Origin of the sequence: Rahnella sp. PAMC25617, from assembly GCF_050606005.1 — a bacterium.
GTDB lineage: Bacteria > Pseudomonadota > Gammaproteobacteria > Enterobacterales > Enterobacteriaceae > Rahnella > Rahnella variigena.
In genome coordinates this window covers 362,945-380,732 of record NZ_JBOCUM010000003.1, presented here as the reverse complement: position 1 = coordinate 380,732, position 17,788 = coordinate 362,945, and the positions used below count along the sequence as shown (strand labels likewise).

Below are 17,788 nucleotides of genomic sequence, written 5' to 3'. Positions count from 1 at the left end.
CATCGGTTGCGGGTCATAATACTTATACCCAATAATTCGTGTTGCACAAAGGCGGCAATCGAACGAATCCCGATGAGCTTACTCAGGTAAGTGATTCGGATAAGTGAAGGCGGCCAACGCATCTGCGACTCGAAGAATGACGGGTATAGACCTGCATAATTATATTGAACCCGAATGGGGTAATGGCGTCTGTGCGTTGAACCACAGCCCATAAAGCCCCTATAATCGGGTTCATTTTTTATAAAACGATAGAGAACTGACGTGGCAAAGAATATCCAGGCCATTCGCGGCATGAACGACTACCTGCCAGAAGACACGGCACTGTGGCAACGCATTGAAGGTTCGTTGAAACAGGTGCTTGGCAGCTACGGCTACAATGAAATCCGTATGCCGATTGTAGAGCAGACCCCATTGTTTAAACGCGCTATCGGCGAAGTGACCGATGTCGTGGAAAAAGAAATGTATACCTTTGAAGACCGCAACGGTGAAAGCCTGACGCTGCGTCCGGAAGGTACGGCGGGCTGCGTGCGCGCCGGTATTGAACATGGTCTGCTGTACAATCAGGAACAGCGTCTGTGGTACATCGGTCCGATGTTCCGCTACGAGCGCCCGCAAAAAGGCCGCTATCGTCAGTTTAATCAGCTGGGTGTGGAAGTTTTTGGTCTGCAAGGCCCGGACGTTGATGCAGAATTAATCCTGCTGACAGCCCGCTGGTGGCGTGCGCTGGGGATTTCCGAGCACGTCGCACTGGAACTGAACTCTATCGGTTCACTGGAAGCACGCGCCAACTATCGTGACGCGCTGGTGGCTTTCCTTGAACAGCATAAAGACAAGCTGGATGAAGACTGCAAACGTCGCATGTACAGCAATCCGCTGCGCGTTCTGGACTCTAAAAATCCGGACATTCAGGCGTTATTAAACGATGCACCGGAACTCGGTGATTATCTTGATGACGAATCAAGAGAACACTTTGCAGGTCTGTGTGAACTTTTAGAGCAGTCTGGTATCCCATATACGGTTAATCAGCGACTTGTGCGCGGTCTGGATTATTACAACCGCACCGTGTTCGAATGGGTAACTCACAGCTTAGGCTCGCAAGGTACCGTTTGTGCCGGTGGTCGTTACGACGGTCTGGTCGAACAACTGGGCGGTCGTGCAACGCCGGCCGTCGGTTTTGCGATGGGGCTGGAGCGTCTGGTATTACTGGTTCAGGCCGTAAATCCTGACTTCAAAGCACCGGCAACTGTTGACGCTTACGTGATTTCTTCCGGTGCCGGAACGCAAAGCGCAGCCATGCAACTGGCTGAAAAATTGCGTGACGCGCTGCCTGAGCTGAAAGTAATGACTAACTACGGTGGTGGTAACTTCAAAAAGCAATTCGCCCGTGCAGATAAATGGGGTGCGCGCGTTGCCCTGGTATTAGGCGAAGATGAAGTTGCTAATCAGCAGGTTGTAGTAAAAGACCTGCAAAGTGGAACGCAAGAAACGCTGGCGCAGAGCGAAATCGCCGCGCGTCTGGCTTCGATGTTGGGTTAAGGAGAAGGACACTGTGGAAGTCTACACCACTGAGAATGAACAGGTTGATGCTGTACGTCGCTTCTTTGCCGAAAATGGTAAAGCGCTGGCCATCGGCGTTGTTCTGGGTATTGCAGCCCTGGGCGGCTGGCGTTTCTGGCAGAGTCACCAGGACACAGCCCTGACGGAAGCTTCTGCGTCTTTCCAGAAAGCGAATCAGTCGATGACGGGTAATAATGCGCAAGGCGTGGCCAGTCTCGAGAAGTTTGCTCAGAGCAATGACAATAATTACGGGGTGTTTGCTGCCCTGCAACTGGCTGATCATTTCGTTGAGACCAAAGATTTCGCGAATGCTGAAAAGCAGTTAGTCCAGGCGCAAGGTCAGGCTAAAGAAGACAATTTACGTTCGCTGGTGAATTTACGTCTGGCTCGTATCCAGATGCAGCAAGGCAAATTTGATGATGCACTCAAAACGTTAGATGGCGTGAAGGGTGAAGGCTGGGCGGCTATGCAGCAAGGCATCCGTGGTGATGTTCTGCTTGCGAAAGGCGATGCAAAAGGCGCACGTGAAGCCTACAGCAAAGGACTCGATTCTAAACCCTCTCAAACGCTGCAAACTATGCTGCGTATGAAATTGAACAACTTAGCCAGCTAAGGGGAACCCCGATGCAATTGCGTAAAACACTCTTGGTAGGATGGGTTTCAGTTGCCCTGCTGAGTGGCTGTTCATTGTTTAACAGCGAAGAAGACGTGGTAAAAATGTCTCCGCTGCCAAAAGTTGAGAATCAATTTACTCCGACCAAAGTCTGGAGCAAATCCGTAGGCGACGGCGTAGGCGATTTCTACTCCCACCTGCGTCCGGCCTGGCAGGACAGCACTATTTATGCTGCTGATCGTTTTGGTGTGGTTAAAGCACTCGACGCTGACAGCGGTAAAGAAAAATGGAGCGTGAATCTGTCTCAAAAGACCGGCTTCCTCTCCCGTAATATTTCAGCACAACTTTCTGGCGGCCTGACGGTTTCCGGTAGCCATGTGTATGTCGGCAGCGAGAAAGCCGTGGTTTACGCATTGAACACCACTGACGGCACCGTGGCATGGCAGACTAAAGTCGCGGGTGAAGCGCTTTCCCGTCCTGTCGTCAGCGATGGTCTGGTGCTGGTGCATACCGGCAACGGTATGTTGCAGGGGCTGAGTGAGTCCGATGGTACTATCCAGTGGACAGCTAACCTCGATATGCCAACACTTTCCCTGCGTGGCGAATCGGCTCCGGCCGTGGCGTTTGGTGCGGCTATCGTCGGTGGTGACAACGGTCGTGTCAGCGCAGTGCTGATGAAAGAAGGCCAGTTGATCTGGCAACAACGTATCTCTCAGACTACCGGTACAACTGAAATTGACCGTCTGAGCGATGTGGATACCACACCGGTAATCGTTGATGGCATTGTGTATGCACTGGCCTATAACGGCAACCTGGTGGCGATGGATCTTCGTTCTGGTCAGATCATGTGGAAACGTGATGTGGGTTCAGTCAACGACATCATCGTTGATGGCGGCCGTATCTATATGGTTGACCAGGATGACCGCGTGATGGCGCTTGATACCCAGGGCGGTGTCAGCGTGTGGCGTCAGAGTGAATTATTGCACCGTAACCTGACAGCCCCGGTGTTGTATAATGGTTACATTGTGGTCGGTGATTCCGAAGGTTATCTGCACTGGATTAACACCACAGACGGTCGCTTTGTGGCTCAGCAGAAAGTCGACAGTGATGGCTTCCTGAGCGGACCGATTGTGGCCAGTGACAAGCTGGTCGTGCAGGCGAAAGGTGGCGAAGTTTACTCCTTCACCCGTTAATATCGCGACTTGCGTCAGGCTCTGAGATCGGTTGATCCCGGGCTTTAAAACGGCTCCTGAATTGCTCAGGGGCCGTTTCGTATTCTGAAATCTGCGTAAACGGTTTAAACCGATTGCGTTGTAACAATTTGAATTATAGTGGTTTGTATTGAAATTCTGCAGGCCCGCTATTTGCGTTTTGCACCATATTAAAAAAACTGAGGCTTCAAAATGATACCTGTCGTTGCGCTTGTAGGGCGCCCGAATGTGGGTAAATCCACTTTATTTAACCGCTTGACCAAAACGCGTGACGCGTTGGTTGCGGATTTCCCGGGGCTTACGCGTGACCGCAAGTATGGTCGTGCCGAAATTGAGGGTAATGAATTCATCATCGTGGATACCGGCGGTATCGACGGTACCGAAGACGGCGTTGAAACCCGCATGGCGGGGCAGTCTCTGCTCGCTATCGAAGAAGCGGATATCGTGCTGTTCATGGTCGATGCCCGTGCGGGTCTGATGCCTGCCGATCAGGGCATTGCCCAGCATCTGCGCAGCCGTGAAAAAGCCACTTTCCTGGTCGCCAACAAAACTGATGGTTTGGATCCGGACAGCGCCACCGGCGATTTCTACTCGCTGGGCCTTGGCGAAGTCTATGCCATCGCCGCATCCCACGGTCGTGGCGTCACGCAGCTTATCGAACACGTTCTGATCCCGTTCGTGGGCGAAAAGCCGGAAGAAGTCGAACTCACCGAAGAAGAGGCGAATGCCGCTTACTGGGCTGAGCAGGAAGGCACCGGCGATGAAATCCCTGAAGACGTGGAAGACGATTTCGACCCGCAGTCTCTGCCAATCAAACTGGCTATCGTGGGGCGTCCGAACGTAGGTAAGTCCACACTGACTAACCGTATTCTGGGCGAAGAGCGCGTCGTGGTATACGACATGCCGGGCACGACCCGTGACAGTATTTATATCCCGATGGTGCGTGACGAGCGTGAATACGTTCTGATTGATACCGCCGGTGTGCGTAAGCGCGGAAAAGTGACTGAAACCGTTGAGAAATTCTCGGTAATCAAAACCTTGCAGGCGATTGAAGACGCCAACGTGGTGATGCTGGTCATCGATGCCCGCGAAGGTATTTCCGATCAGGATCTCTCGCTGTTAGGTTTCATCCTCAATAGCGGGCGCTCACTGGTGATTGTCGTCAACAAGTGGGACGGCATGAACGAAGAAGCGCGTGCGCAGGTGAAAGACCAGCTGGAACTGCGCCTTGGTTTCGTCGATTTCGCGCGTATTCACTTCATCTCTGCCCTGCACGGCAGCGGCGTAGGTAACCTGTTTGAATCCGTGAACGAAGCCTATACCTGTGCGACCACGCGTGTAAGTACTTCCTTACTGACCCGTATCATGCAGATGGCCGCTGACGATCACCAGCCACCACTGGTTAACGGTCGTCGCGTTAAGCTGAAATATGCTCACGCCGGGGGTTATAACCCGCCAATCGTGGTTATCCACGGTAACCAGGTAAAAGATCTGGCTGATTCCTACAAACGCTATCTGATGAACTATTTCCGCCGTTCACTGAAAGTGATGGGTACGCCAATCCGCATCCAGTTCAAAGAAGGTGAGAACCCGTATGAAGGCAAGAAAAACTCGCTTTCTCCTCACCAGCAGCGCAAGCGCCGACGTCTGATGCAGCACCTGAAAAACAAATCCTAAACGAATGGGGTGCATGAAAATGTACCCCTTTTTTTGTCTTCATTTTCCCGCAAGGAGCTGGCTGGATGTTCTGGCAGACCTGGAGTTTTGCATTTGGCGTTACGATTCCCAATTTATTGATCTTGCTGCTGGGCGTGTTTTTACGCCGCACTGGCCTGATGGATGACAGTTTTAACGAAAAAGCCAGCCGTCTGGTATTCAATATCGCCTTACCTTGCCTGCTTTTTTTCAGCGTGGCACAAGGGCATGATTCCTCGGGTTCTAACTTACCGCTCGCCATTTATGGCGGACTTGGTACCGTCGTGACTTTTTTGTTGCTGGAACTGGTGGCGATTAAGTTGATAAAAGACCCGCGTGAGCGCGGCATTTTTGTGCAGGGCGGATTTCGAGCGAATACCGGTATTGCCGGGCTGGCTTATGCGTCGCTGGCGTTTGGCAGCGAGGGTATTGCGCTGGGGTCGATGTATCTGGCGGTCACAGTGATCCTCTTCAACGTGCTGTCCGTGATTACGCTGACCCGCAGCCTGAAAGGCGGGCAGGGCAAACGTATCGGCCTTAAACCCATCATGCATGGCATCGTCACTAATCCGCTGATTATCGGACTGGTGCTCGGGCTGGCGTTTCAGTACAGCCATTTACCGATGCCGGCGACGATTGCCAGCACCGGTGATTTTATTTCAGGTATGGCGCTGCCGCTGGCGATGTTGTGTGCCGGGGCAAGTCTTGACTGGAAAGCGATGTTTCGCAGCTCAAACGTGGCGGCCTGGTCTTCAGCCTCACGCGTGATATTTGTTCCCGCGCTGATGACTTTCGGTGCATGGCTGTTTGGCTTTCGCGATGCGGCGCTCGGCGTTATATTTCTCTTTTCCTGTACACCCACTGCGGCGGGCAGCTATGTCATGACCCGTGCGATGGGCGGTAATGCTACGCTGGCGGCCAATATTATTGCCGTCACGACGCTGGGATCATTTTTCACGACGGCTCTGGGTCTGTATTTACTGCGGACGCTGGGCGTCATTTAGAGGGGAAATACGATGGATGCGCTCTGTCCGGTTTGCGGCCAGCCGATGAGCTGGGTAAGCGGTCACTTTCATTGTGATGCGTGCCATACCGATTATCAGCAAACGGCATTATGCCCGGATTGTCAGCAACCGTTGCAGGAACTGAAAGCCTGCGGCGCGGTGGATTATTTCTGCCAAAACGGGCACGGAATGATTTCTAAAAAACGGGTAACGTTTACCTATTCACTCTGTTGACCCTATTCGCAAGAGTGATCGTCGGGCGGAGCCTGTTTCCATAAATCCACCAGTTCTTCGGGAGTCTCGGTTTCGGGAATAATCACCACCAGACTGGCGGAATGCTCTGCCGACGCGTAATAAATCTCGAGACGGAAATAACGCTGGTCACCCCGACCGGCGTTTTCTTTTTCCTGAGCATAAGGCAGAGCTTTGTTGATGAGCTGGCAAATTTCCCGCCGTTTGTCATCACTCATACCTGAAAGCTCAACCCGTCGCGGTCCGCTGAGTTTGGGGATAAAAGCAACCCCTCCCTCACGGTAGATTTCAATTACCGTATTACTTTCCAGCGAATCTAAAGGTTTCATTTACATCACTCCAACCTGCTCCCAGGCTTCACGAACGGCTTGTGCGACTGAATCGTCAAAGCGTTTGCCCGCATTTTTGACAGTGAGTTGAGCGAAGGCGACAAAGTCAGCATCTTTCGACAGGGATTTATCGCAGACCGTGTCATACCAGACGTAACCCGCACGTTCCCAAGCGTTACCTCCCAGTTTAGTGGCCGCCAGATAAAATGCGCGGTTAGGGATCCCCGAATTGATATGTACACCGCCGTTATCGTCACGGGTATTCACATAGCCTTTCATGTCGGCAGGCTGCGGATCTTTGCCGAGTAACGGATCGTCATAGGCCGTACCGGGGTGGGACATCGAACGCAGGCCGGTTCCATGAATGCCTTTTGCCAGCAAACCTTCACCAATGATCCAGTCCGCTTTATCGGCGGTTTGCCTGAGATGGAACTGCTTCACCAGCGAGCCAAACACGTCTGACAGGGATTCATTGAGCGCTCCCGATTGTCCGTTATAGTTCAGACCGGCTTCAGATTCAGTCACACCGTGGGAAAGTTCGTGTCCCACCACATCAATGGCGATAGTGAAGCGGTTGAAGATTTCCCCGTCGCCGTCACCAAACACCATCTGCTGACCGTTCCAGAAAGCATTCTGATAGCCTTTGTCGTAGTGAACCGTGCCTAGCAACGCCAGCCCTTTGCCGTCTAGTGAGTTGCGTTGGTACGCCTGCCAGAAGAAATCATAGGTCACACCAAGATAGTCATAGGCTTCATCAACAGATACATCGCCGTTACTGGCCTGACCTTCTTTACGAACCGATTCACCGGGCAGCTGCGTGGTGTTTTTGGCATCGTAAATATCACGCTCAACCTGACCCGCTTTGGCAGTCACAATCTTCTGCGGTTTCGCATAAGGCTGCGCCATTAACGTATTGACGTGGACCAGAGTCTGTTTCGCGCAACGGCGCTGAGGTTCTGAGCCGTGCTCAATAATGCGGTTGAGCATGTATGGCGGGATAACGCTGTTGTAACGCTTCGCTGAACTATGATTCATCGTGAATCTCCTTATCAAGGGTCACCCGAAGGTGAAGGCAAGGTGTTCTGACCGACTGATACTGAAAGACGGCTAATGATTAGTCATCAATGGTCAGTATAGGACTGTCGGGCGATTCGTCTGTTAAAGATGAGATTTATCTGTCCGGCTGCGGGTCATACAACGTGTGCGGATGACAGGTCACGGCGCGTCCGCTGGCTTTTCTGACTGACTCGCGCACCACCAGTTTTCCCTGTAAAAGCTGGGTGGTGTGAGGCGCATCGGGGCGCAACATACGTCGTTGCAAAAGGGAAATAGCTTCAGCGCCCAGTTCATCGCGGGGCACATGCACCGCCGTCAGCGGTACGTCATGAATTTCTGCCAGATTGAATCCGTCGGTGCTGATCACACTGATATCGTCGGGTACAGAGAAACCTCGCTTTGCCAGCGCGGCGACTACGCCGGAAGCCATAAAATCCCCACCGGCCAGGATCGCCGTTGGCATCGGCTGACCGGGCGGTAAACCATCGAGGTATTCCAGTAATGTCTGTTCGCTTTCCTGCGCGCCGAATCCTGAGGTATTCAGCAAATGCTGGCTGTCACTGAAAGTCAGATGATGGCGGGCGAACGCCTGTCTGATGCCGGTCAGGCGCAGTTCCATCGTATGACGACGCAGGCATTGTACGGTCACGATGTGGTTATGCCCCTGAGAAAACAGGTAGTCGCAGGCGAAATCGCCCATCGTCTGATGGTCCGGGCTGACGTTGTCATGGCGCATGTGCCGGTCATGGCAATTGACCAGCACGCACGGCTTGCCCATTTCGGCCGCCAGCTGATGAATATGCGGGTCGTCTATACCGACCAGCAATATGGCTTCGGTCTGAGGATCGGTCATTTTGGTGATGAACAGCGCGGCGTCGGCGTTTTCCTCCTCCAGCGCGCAGTAGCGGACACGCACTTCATGATGGGCGGTGGCAGCCAGAATGCCCTGGATCACCTTGTAGTAAAAAATATCGCTGCGTACATCAAAAGCGCGGGCGGGGGCGAAAATCAAAATGTTATTGAGCATCAGCCTGCCGGTGGAAAGACCATTGAGCACGCCCTGAGATTTGGCACACTCAAGCACGCTGTCGCGCGCCTTGCTGCTGGTGTTATTTTTTCCGGCTAAAACACGTGAAACGGTACTGATCGACAGCCCTGTCTGGTCGGCAATTTGCTGGATATTTAACTTTCCTTTCAAACTGTGATCTCCTTCAAAATCGTCCATGCAAAATTTTTCATATCAGAAGATGTGCTGCCTGTGAGCTTTTATCCTCCCTGACTTCCTCCTGCAGTTATAGCGTGAAAGCTTTTGCAAAAAATCACGTTTCACTCACAAATCCAGCTGCCTACTCTGCAGAAGTACCTCACATAACACATCATCTGCGGCCAGGCCGACGGGTGGGAGAGCGGACATGACAATTCAAATAAATACCGGGACGGCTGCGGTTGTACAACGCAGGAAAATAAAAGCCTTACGCTGGTGGATGCTGGCGCTGTTTCTCCTTGGCGTGACGGTGAACTATGTCACGCGAAATTCTCTGGGTCTGCTGGCGGCTGAACTGAAAACCAGCCTGAACATGACCACTGAACAATATTCTTACATCGTTGCGGCATTTCAGGCGGCATACACCATCTTCCAGCCTTTATGCGGCTGGCTGATTGACGTGATCGGCCTGAAGCTGGGCTTTCTGATTTGTGCCTCAATCTGGGCGGTAGTTTGCATGATGCACGCGGGTGCCGGCAGCTGGATCCAGCTTGCCGTTCTGCGCTTCTTTATGGGCAGCGCCGAGGCGGCGGCCACACCGGCCAACGCCAAAGCGATTTCTGACTGGTTTCCGCGTAAGGAACGTCCGGTTGCTGCAGGCTGGGCGGGCGTAGGCTTCTCGATTGGTGCCATGCTGGCACCGCCGATTATTCTGGTCGCACATGTGTCATTTGGCTGGCGCGGAGCGTTCCTGTTCTGCGGTGTGCTGTCAATGCTGTGGGTTCTGTTGTGGTGGAAGTTCTACCATTCACCGGAAACGCATCCGAACTTAAGCAAAGATGAACTGGCGCTGATCCGTTCCGATAACGAACCGCAACAAACGCGACTGCCGTTTATCAAATCACTGAAAATCGTTTGTAAAAACAAGAAATTCTACGGTATCGCCATTCCGGCATTTCTGGCCGAACCCGCATGGGCTGTATTCAGTTTCTGGGTGCCGCTGTATCTCGCCAATGAACGCGGGATGGACTTAAAACACATCGTGATGTTTGCCTGGCTGCCGTTCCTGGCCGCCGATCTGGGCAGTATTGCCAGCGGCTATCTCACCACGCTGTACCGCAAAGTGTTTGGTTGCACACGCATCAACTCCATCGTCGCCAGTTCTGTTACCGGCGCATTCATGATGCTGTCGCTGGCGCTGGTCGCCGTCACGCAAAGCCCTTACGCCGCCATTGCCCTGATCTCCATCGGCGGATTTGGTCATCAGGTGATTTCCTGCATGTTAAGCGCGGTGGTGGTGGAGACATTCGATAAAAGTCAGGTAGCGACGGTCAACGGTATGCGCGGTTCTTCCGCATGGATCGCCAGCTTCCTGTTTTCGCTGTTGATCGGCGCAGTTGCCGACAAAATGGGTTTCAATCCGCTGTTTATTGCGATGGGTTTCTTTGATTTGATTGGCGCAGTCTTCCTGATTGCCCTGATCGCCGAACGCCGCAATCCGGCAAAAAGGGAGAGTGTATGAAGACGTTAAAACACTGGGAGCTTGCCGGGCAGGATGACGCAGGCGTGGATTTGCGCGTTGATGGCAAACATCTGTTTTCTCTGCGTGTACTGGAACAAGGTTTAGTCCGCGTATTCATTCAGCGCAACGGCGAACTGGCGCTGGATCGTACCTGGAGCATCGCACCCCAAAATAGTACCGCACCCGAAAATAGTACCGCACCCGAAAATAGTATCGCGCCCCTGAACGATGTGCCCTGGGAAGGGCGTGACCGTCTGAGCAACGAAGGCTTTTCATTGCCGGGCTATCAGCTGGAACAAAGTGATGACCGTCTGACAGTGACCACTGACGCGCTACGTGTCACTGTTCATCAGCCATTGTGGCTGGAATGGGAATACAAAAACGAGGCGGGTGCCTGGCAACCGCTGGTGAAAGATCGTAAAACCGGCGCGTATATGCTCGGCGTGAAAAACGACGCGTCGGCGCACTATCAGCTGCGTGAGGCGCAGGACGGCGTGTACGGACTGGGAGAGAAAGCCGGCGATCTCAACCGCAGCGGTCGTCGTTTCGAAATGCGTAATCTGGATGCCATGGGCTATAACGCCGCCAGCACCGATCCGCTGTACAAACATATTCCGTTTACAATGACGCGCCGCAATGAAGTGAGTTTTGGCGTTTTCTACGACAATCTCAGCAATGTCTGGCTTGATCTCGGCAATGAACTGGATAATTACCATCTGCCCTATCGTCGTTTCAGTGCTGAAGCGGGCGATCTGGATTACTACCTGTTTATCGGGCCGACGTCACTGGGAGTCACCAAAAAGCTGGTCCGCCTGACCGGTAAAACCACTTTCGGGCCGAAATGGAGTCTCGGTTACAGCGGCTCTACCATGTATTACACCGATGCGCCGGACGCCCAGCAGCAACTGATGAAATTCATCACGCTGTGTCAGCAACATGAAATTCCCTGCGATTCATTCCAGCTTTCATCGGGTTACACCTCGATCGGCAACAAGCGTTACGTGTTCAACTGGAACTACGACAAAGTGCCGGAACCGGAAGTGATGTCGAAGGCATTTCTCGATGCAGGTATCCGTCTGGCCGCCAACATCAAACCGTGTCTGTTGCAGGATCACCCGCAGTACGGGCAGGTGGCGGAACAGGGGCTGTTTATCCGTGACAGCGAAAACAATGTGCCGGAACGTTCTGTTTTCTGGGACGACGAGGGGTCGCACCTCGATTTCACCCATCCTTCTGCCGTGCGCTGGTGGCAGAAAGGCGTGACGCAACAGTTGCTGGAAAAAGGCATCGGTTCGACGTGGAATGATAATAACGAATACGAAGTCTGGGACAGCGATGCGCGTTGCCACGGTTTCGGCAAGTCTATCGCCATCAAACATATCCGTCCGGTGATGCCGTTGCTGATGATGCGCGCGTCTTTTGAAGCGCAGCAACGTTTTGCGCCGGAAACCCGCCCGTATCTGATTTCACGTTCCGGTTGCGCCGGGATGCAGCGTTATGTGCAAACGTGGAGCGGTGATAACCGCACTAACTGGCAGACGCTGCGCTACAACACGCGCATGGGCATCGGCATGAGTTTATCCGGTTTGTATAACGTCGGGCACGATGTTGGCGGATTCTCAGGGGATAAGCCGGATGCTGAACTGTTTGTCCGTTGGGTGCAAAACGGCGTGATGCATCCGCGTTTCACCATTCATTCCTGGAATGACGATCACACTGTTAATGAGCCGTGGATGTATCCGCAGGTGACGCCGCTTATTCGCGACGCTATTCGTCTGCGATACCGTCTGCTGCCGTATTTCTACACCTTGCTTTGGCAGGCTCATGCGGATGACGAGCCGATGCTGCGCCCGACATTCCTCGATCACGAGCACGACAAAAACACCTTCGCGGAAACCGACGATTTCCTGATGGGACGTGATTTACTTGTCGCCAGCGTGGTGGATGAAGGGCTGCGTGAACGGAATGTTTACCTGCCGGATAACGGCATTGGCTGGTGCGATTTCTATACCGGCGAATGGTTTGCGGGTGGCCAGACCATCATCCTCGACGCACCACTGGACAAGTTGCCGCTGCTGGTTCGCGCGGGCGCTGCACTGCCGCAATCCTGCCGTCTCGCACATGTTGATGCCAGCAAAGATGCACTGCGTGAATTGCATGTGTATCCGGCTCCGGGTCAGGCGACCTCATCCGGCATGCTGTTTGAGGACGACGGCGAAAGCCATCGCTGGGAGCAGAATCATGCGCTGTGGCTCAACTGGGATATTTGCAGTGACGAGCAGCGAATCAATATCACGCTGACGCAGCGCGGCGATTTCAAACCTGCCTGGAAAACCCTGGATATCGTGTTGCCGGAAGGTGAAACGCGCGAAGTGTTGGTCAATGGTGTGAAGACAAAGAGCTATAATCTGTAAGCTTTTCAATCTCCTCTCCCCGTAAAGGGGCCGATTGTTTTTTAGCGCCTCCCCCTGCGCAGGGGGAGCCGGGGAGGGAGTTTCAAACCCAACGCTTATTTAACCGCACGTTTCCGCGCTTTTTTCTCTACCACGATCGATTTCACTTCACTTTCAATCCAGCCATCGGCCAGACGTGTTTTCAATGTTTCGCCCGGAGCGGTCTGCGTGGTCTTCTTCAGCAATGCGCCTTGTGGCGTCGTCGTCACGCTATAACCACGGGCGAGAGTCGCCAGCGGACTGACGCCTTCCAGTTGTGTACAGGCGGTACCAAAACGCTGACGGCTTTCGGTCAGCAGCGATGACATCGCCTGTTGCAGCCGGTACTGAAGCTGCTGAACCCGTTGCTGAGCACGGTGAATGCGCGGCTGTGGCTGCTGTTGCGTCAGGCGTTGCTGCAAGCGATCGGTGCGGCGCAGCATCTGACGCAGCTGGTTTTGCATGGCTTCATCAAGACGACGCCGCAGTTTAAACAAGGCGGTTTGCTGACGCGCCAGACGTAAATGTGGATGCTGTTGTTGCAGACGGTGATTCAGACGCGTGAAGCGCTGGGTCAGCTGCGCGAGATAATAATCCATCGCCATTTCGAGGCGCTGCTGCTGTGACTGTATCTGGCGCAGCAGTTCCAGCTGATTACGGCTGATCAGCTCGGCGGCAGCAGACGGCGTCGGTGCGCGTAAATCCGCGACAAAATCGGCAATCGTCACATCGGTTTCGTGGCCGACGGCGCTGACGATAGGAATGCGGCTGGCAAAAATTGCCCGTGCCACACGCTCATCGTTAAAGCTCCACAAATCTTCCAGCGAACCACCGCCGCGTCCGACAATCAGCACATCCACTTCTTCGCGGGCGTTCGCTAACTGAATGGCACGGACAATCTGGCCCGGCGCATCTGCGCCCTGAACGGACGTCGGATAGATAATGACGGGCAACGACGGGTCACGACGCTTTAAGACATTCAGGACGTCATGCAGCGCAGCGCCGCTGGCGGAAGTAATCACCCCCACGCATTTAGCGGGCGAGGGCAGCGGTTGTTTAAACTGCGCATCAAACAGACCTTCGGCGGCCAGTTGTTGTTTCAGTAAATCGAATTTCTGCTGTAACAGACCGTCGCCCGCTTCCTGCATGCTTTCTGCAATCAGCTGATAATCGCCACGCGGTTCGTACAACGTAATCGTCGCGCGCACCAAAACCTGCTGGCCGTTTTGCGGACGGAACGTCGTGCGGCGATTGGAATTGCGGAACATCGCGCATTTGACCTGCGCACGGTCATCTTTGAGCGTGAAATACCAGTGGCCGGAGGAAGGCTGAGAGAAGTTTGAAATCTCACCGGAGAGCCAGACCTGACCCATTTCGTTTTCCAGCAACTGTCGGACCGTCTGATTGAGGCGGCTTACGGTAAAAATAGGAGGCGAAGAAGGTAGCGACATGTGATCCAGATCAAATTCAAAAACAGAGACTTAATCGAACGATACTACATGCCCGCAAAAGGTAATCAAGAAGTTTTTGAAATAGTTCTGGTCGAAATGCCTACTCACCTGTATACTCCCGCTGCAATATTTTATCTTTTCCGCATCCACCTTGGTGAGATATTGCCCATGCTACGTATCGCAAAAGAAGCACTAACGTTCGACGACGTTCTCCTTGTTCCAGCCCACTCCACAGTTCTGCCCAATACTGCCGACCTCGGTACTCAACTGACCGCTAAAATCCGTCTGAATATCCCTATGCTGTCCGCAGCCATGGATACCGTGACTGAAGCGAATCTGGCGATTGCTCTGGCGCAGGAAGGCGGCCTCGGATTCATCCACAAGAACATGTCTATTGAGCGTCAGGCGGAAGAAGTCCGTCGCGTGAAGAAGCATGAAAGCGGCGTTGTTGCTGACCCTAAAACAGTCACACCATCGACCACTTTGCGTCAGGTTAAAGAACTCACCGAAATTAACGGTTTTGCCGGTTATCCGGTCGTGACTGAAGAAAACGAACTGGTCGGTATTATTACCGGTCGTGACGTGCGCTTCGTGACCGATCTGGAACAGCCTGTGACTGCGGTCATGACGCCGAAAGAGCGTCTGGTCACCGTCAAAGAAGGCGAAGCCCGCGAAGTCGTGCTGCAAAAAATGCACGAAAAACGTGTAGAGAAAGCGCTGGTTGTTGACGCGCAATTCCATCTGCTCGGTATGATCACCGTAAAAGACTTCCAGAAAGCTGAGCGTAAACCAAATGCCTGTAAAGATGAGCAGGGCAGCCTGCGCGTCGGTGCAGCGGTTGGTGCAGGCGCGGGCAATGAAGAACGTATCGATGCGCTGGTTGCTGCCGGTGTTGACGTCCTGCTGATTGACTCCTCTCACGGCCATTCCGAAGGTGTTCTGGAACGTATCCGCGCCACCCGCGCTAAATACCCGGATCTGCAAATCATTGGCGGTAACGTTGCCACTGGCGCAGGTGCTCTGGCACTGGCGAAAGCCGGTGTGAGCGCAGTGAAAGTCGGTATCGGTCCTGGCTCCATCTGTACCACCCGTATCGTGACCGGCGTTGGTGTTCCACAAATCACCGCTGTTTCTGACGCGGTTGAAGCGCTGGAAGGCACCGGTATTCCGGTTATCGCTGACGGCGGTATCCGCTTCTCCGGTGACATCGCAAAAGCCATCGCTGCTGGCGCAAGCTGTGTGATGGTTGGCGGGATGCTGGCTGGTACAGAAGAATCTCCGGGCGAAATCGAGCTGTATCAGGGGCGTTCGTACAAATCTTACCGCGGCATGGGTTCTCTGGGCGCGATGTCCAAAGGCTCTTCTGACCGTTACTTCCAGACTGATAACGCCGCCGACAAACTGGTACCGGAAGGTATTGAAGGTCGCGTCGCATATAAAGGCCGTCTGAAAGAAATCATCCACCAGCAAATGGGCGGTCTGCGCTCCTGTATGGGGCTGACTGGTTGTGCTACCATCGACGACCTGCGCACCAAGGCTGAGTTTGTCCGCATCAGCGGTGCAGGGATCCAGGAAAGCCACGTACATGACGTGACGATTACCAAAGAGTCACCGAACTACCGCATGGGTTCTTAATCCCATAGTCGCTGCTGCGCGTCGGCGAGCCGGCGTTGGAAGCTGGCTCAAAATGCTCATTTACGTCATGTAAACTGCGCTTTTTCGCCAGCTTCCGCCTTGCCTAATCTTAGCTCGCGAGCGCCTGGATCGAGTCACTACAAATTAATACCCAGCCCGTTATTTCCGGGCTGATTAATATTCCGTTTTAACGCTTTTATTGCTTTCTGGAAAACGCCCCCTCATGAGCGAAAATATTCACAAGCACCGTATCCTGATCCTCGATTTCGGCTCCCAGTACACCCAACTTGTTGCGCGCCGCGTGCGTGAACTGGGTGTCTATTGCGAACTCTGGGCCTGGGACGTAACCGAAGCCCAAATCCGCGAATTCAATCCGAACGGGATCATCCTGTCCGGCGGCCCGGAAAGTACCACCGAGCATGACAGCCCGCGCGCCCCTGATTACGTTTTCGAAGCCGGTGTACCGGTTCTGGGCGTCTGCTACGGCATGCAAACCATGGCGATGCAGTTAGGCGGCCATGTTGAAGGCTCAAACGAGCGCGAATTTGGTTATGCGCAGGTTGAAGTTCAGACTGAAAGCGCGCTGATCCGCGACATTCAGGATGCCCTGAGCGAGAACAACAAACCGCTGCTCGACGTCTGGATGAGCCACGGCGATAAAGTGACGGCTATCCCGTCTGATTTCGTGACCGTTGCCAGCACCGAGACCTGCCCGTTTGCCATTATGGCCAACGAAGAAAAACGCTTCTACGGGGTGCAGTTCCACCCGGAAGTGACGCACACCCGTCAGGGTCTGCGTATGCTCGAGCGTTTCGTGATGGATATCTGCGAGTGCGAAGCCCTGTGGACGCCAGCGAAAATCATCGAAGACGCCGTAGAACGTCTGCGTGTACAGATTGGCGACGACCACGTGATCCTCGGCCTGTCCGGCGGCGTTGACTCCTCCGTCACCGCCATGCTGCTGCACCGTGCAATCGGTGAGCGTCTGACCTGCGTATTCGTGGATAACGGCCTGCTGCGTCTAAATGAAGCGGATCAGGTTCTGGAAATGTTCGGCGACCGTTTCGGTCTGAATATCGTTCACGTTGCCGCCGAAGAGCGTTTCCTGTCTGCGCTGGCTGGGGTTGATGAGCCAGAAGCCAAACGTAAAATCATTGGCCGCGTCTTCGTAGAAGTGTTTGACGAAGAAGCCTGCAAGCAGGATGAAGTGAAATGGCTGGCGCAGGGCACTATTTACCCTGACGTCATCGAATCTGCAGCGTCTGCCACCGGTAAAGCGCACGTGATCAAATCGCACCACAACGTGGGCGGTCTGCCGAAAGAAATGAAACTGGGTCTGGTTGAGCCGCTGAAAGAGCTGTTCAAAGACGAAGTGCGTAAAATCGGTCTGGAACTCGGTCTGCCATACGACATGCTTTACCGTCACCCGTTCCCGGGGCCAGGTTTAGGCGTTCGCGTGCTGGGCGAAGTGAAGAAAGAGTATTGCGACCTGTTGCGTCGCGCCGATGCGATCTTCATCGAAGAACTGCATAAAGCCGATCTGTACAACAAAGTCAGCCAGGCCTTTACCGTCTTCCTGCCAGTCCGCTCCGTTGGCGTGATGGGCGATGGCCGTAAATACGACTGGGTGGTTTCCCTGCGCGCAGTTGAAACTATCGACTTCATGACCGCGCACTGGGCGCACCTGCCGTATGATTTCCTCGGCCGCTGCTCCAACCGCATCATCAACGAAGTCAACGGCATTTCCCGTGTGGTGTATGACATCTCCGGTAAACCGCCGGCAACGATTGAGTGGGAATGATTCGGCAATATATCCTTAGCCGATAA

14 protein-coding genes are annotated in these 17,788 nt (G+C 53.7%); 10 read left to right on the top strand and 4 right to left on the bottom strand.

The genetic code is table 11. The features are described 5' to 3' along the window. Window positions 1-261 precede the first annotated feature (261 nt). The 6 genes from hisS to ACM615_RS03910 all read left to right on the top strand — a co-directional run bounded on the left by hisS (window position 262) and on the right by ACM615_RS03910 (window position 6,314). Complete coding sequence (gene hisS / locus ACM615_RS03935; protein WP_129639130.1) at window positions 262-1,536, top strand: histidine--tRNA ligase; 1,275 nt, start codon at window positions 262-264, stop codon at window positions 1,534-1,536. Window positions 1,537-1,549: 13 nt separating this feature from the next. Next, window positions 1,550-2,170, top strand: coding sequence for a YfgM family protein (locus ACM615_RS03930; RefSeq protein WP_112288926.1), 621 nt, complete (start codon window positions 1,550-1,552; stop codon window positions 2,168-2,170). Between the two features lie 11 nt (window positions 2,171-2,181). Continuing rightward, window positions 2,182-3,363 (top strand): outer membrane protein assembly factor BamB, encoded by a 1,182-nt coding sequence (gene bamB / locus ACM615_RS03925; RefSeq protein ID WP_113875980.1) that lies wholly within the window; start codon window positions 2,182-2,184, stop codon window positions 3,361-3,363. Window positions 3,364-3,573: 210 nt separating this feature from the next. After that, window positions 3,574-5,058, top strand: coding sequence for a ribosome biogenesis GTPase Der (der, locus tag ACM615_RS03920; RefSeq protein WP_113875981.1), 1,485 nt, complete (start codon window positions 3,574-3,576; stop codon window positions 5,056-5,058). Window positions 5,059-5,123: 65 nt separating this feature from the next. Further along, window positions 5,124-6,080, top strand: coding sequence for an AEC family transporter (locus ACM615_RS03915; protein ID WP_431011473.1), 957 nt, complete (start codon window positions 5,124-5,126; stop codon window positions 6,078-6,080). Between the two features lie 12 nt (window positions 6,081-6,092). Beyond that, window positions 6,093-6,314, top strand: coding sequence for a zinc ribbon domain-containing protein (locus ACM615_RS03910; protein ID WP_431011472.1), 222 nt, complete (start codon window positions 6,093-6,095; stop codon window positions 6,312-6,314). Window positions 6,315-6,316: 2 nt separating this feature from the next. Here ACM615_RS03910 and ACM615_RS03905 read toward each other — a convergent pair whose 3' ends face one another. The 3 genes from ACM615_RS03905 to ACM615_RS03895 all read right to left on the bottom strand — a co-directional run bounded on the left by ACM615_RS03905 (window position 6,317) and on the right by ACM615_RS03895 (window position 8,915). Beyond that, window positions 6,317-6,661 (bottom strand): protealysin inhibitor emfourin, encoded by a 345-nt coding sequence (locus ACM615_RS03905; RefSeq protein ID WP_113875984.1) that lies wholly within the window; start codon window positions 6,659-6,661, stop codon window positions 6,317-6,319. Then, complete coding sequence (locus tag ACM615_RS03900) at window positions 6,662-7,696, bottom strand: M4 family metallopeptidase (protein ID WP_129639127.1); 1,035 nt, start codon at window positions 7,694-7,696, stop codon at window positions 6,662-6,664. It abuts the gene before it with no gap. A gap of 136 nt (window positions 7,697-7,832) precedes the next feature. Then, on the bottom strand, window positions 7,833-8,915 hold the full coding sequence (locus ACM615_RS03895; protein WP_113876243.1) for a LacI family DNA-binding transcriptional regulator: 1,083 nt from the start codon (window positions 8,913-8,915) through the stop codon (window positions 7,833-7,835). Between the two features lie 214 nt (window positions 8,916-9,129). Between ACM615_RS03895 and ACM615_RS03890 the strand changes: the two genes are divergently transcribed. Together ACM615_RS03890 and ACM615_RS03885 are read left to right on the top strand one after the other, a co-directional pair. After that, a complete protein-coding gene (locus tag ACM615_RS03890; RefSeq protein WP_113875986.1) occupies window positions 9,130-10,443 on the top strand; it encodes an MFS transporter in 1,314 nt (437 codons plus the stop codon). Then, window positions 10,440-12,857 carry a TIM-barrel domain-containing protein gene (locus tag ACM615_RS03885; protein ID WP_431011471.1) on the top strand — a complete coding sequence of 806 codons (2,418 nt, stop codon included), beginning with the start codon at window positions 10,440-10,442 and terminating at the stop codon, window positions 12,855-12,857. Before ACM615_RS03890 ends, ACM615_RS03885 begins: the two co-directional genes overlap by 4 nt. 95 nt (window positions 12,858-12,952) lie before the next feature. Here the strand turns inward: ACM615_RS03885 and xseA are convergent, their stop codons facing one another. Then, window positions 12,953-14,326 carry an exodeoxyribonuclease VII large subunit gene (gene xseA / locus ACM615_RS03880; protein ID WP_113875988.1) on the bottom strand — a complete coding sequence of 458 codons (1,374 nt, stop codon included), beginning with the start codon at window positions 14,324-14,326 and terminating at the stop codon, window positions 12,953-12,955. Window positions 14,327-14,494: 168 nt separating this feature from the next. Here xseA and guaB point away from each other — a divergent pair, with 168 nt between their 5' ends. Further along, window positions 14,495-15,961, top strand: a complete 1,467-nt coding sequence (gene guaB / locus ACM615_RS03875; RefSeq protein ID WP_015689478.1) for an IMP dehydrogenase — start codon at window positions 14,495-14,497, stop codon at window positions 15,959-15,961. Between the two features lie 223 nt (window positions 15,962-16,184). Next, entirely contained in the window at window positions 16,185-17,762 is a 1,578-nt protein-coding gene (gene guaA / locus ACM615_RS03870; protein WP_120161557.1) for a glutamine-hydrolyzing GMP synthase, read from the top strand. Window positions 17,763-17,788 lie beyond the last annotated feature (26 nt).

Coding starts and splice junctions, on each gene's coding strand:
- ACM615_RS03910 (WP_431011472.1), top strand. CDS start 6,093: ATGGATGCGCTCTGTCCGGTTTGCGGCCAGCCGATGAGCTGGGTAAGC.
- ACM615_RS03905 (WP_113875984.1), bottom strand. CDS start 6,661: ATGAAACCTTTAGATTCGCTGGAAAGTAATACGGTAATTGAAATCTAC.
- ACM615_RS03900 (WP_129639127.1), bottom strand. CDS start 7,696: ATGAATCATAGTTCAGCGAAGCGTTACAACAGCGTTATCCCGCCATAC.
- ACM615_RS03915 (WP_431011473.1), top strand. CDS start 5,124: ATGTTCTGGCAGACCTGGAGTTTTGCATTTGGCGTTACGATTCCCAAT.
- xseA (WP_113875988.1), bottom strand. CDS start 14,326: ATGTCGCTACCTTCTTCGCCTCCTATTTTTACCGTAAGCCGCCTCAAT.
- bamB (WP_113875980.1), top strand. CDS start 2,182: ATGCAATTGCGTAAAACACTCTTGGTAGGATGGGTTTCAGTTGCCCTG.
- guaB (WP_015689478.1), top strand. CDS start 14,495: ATGCTACGTATCGCAAAAGAAGCACTAACGTTCGACGACGTTCTCCTT.
- guaA (WP_120161557.1), top strand. CDS start 16,185: ATGAGCGAAAATATTCACAAGCACCGTATCCTGATCCTCGATTTCGGC.
- ACM615_RS03885 (WP_431011471.1), top strand. CDS start 10,440: ATGAAGACGTTAAAACACTGGGAGCTTGCCGGGCAGGATGACGCAGGC.
- ACM615_RS03890 (WP_113875986.1), top strand. CDS start 9,130: ATGACAATTCAAATAAATACCGGGACGGCTGCGGTTGTACAACGCAGG.
- der (WP_113875981.1), top strand. CDS start 3,574: ATGATACCTGTCGTTGCGCTTGTAGGGCGCCCGAATGTGGGTAAATCC.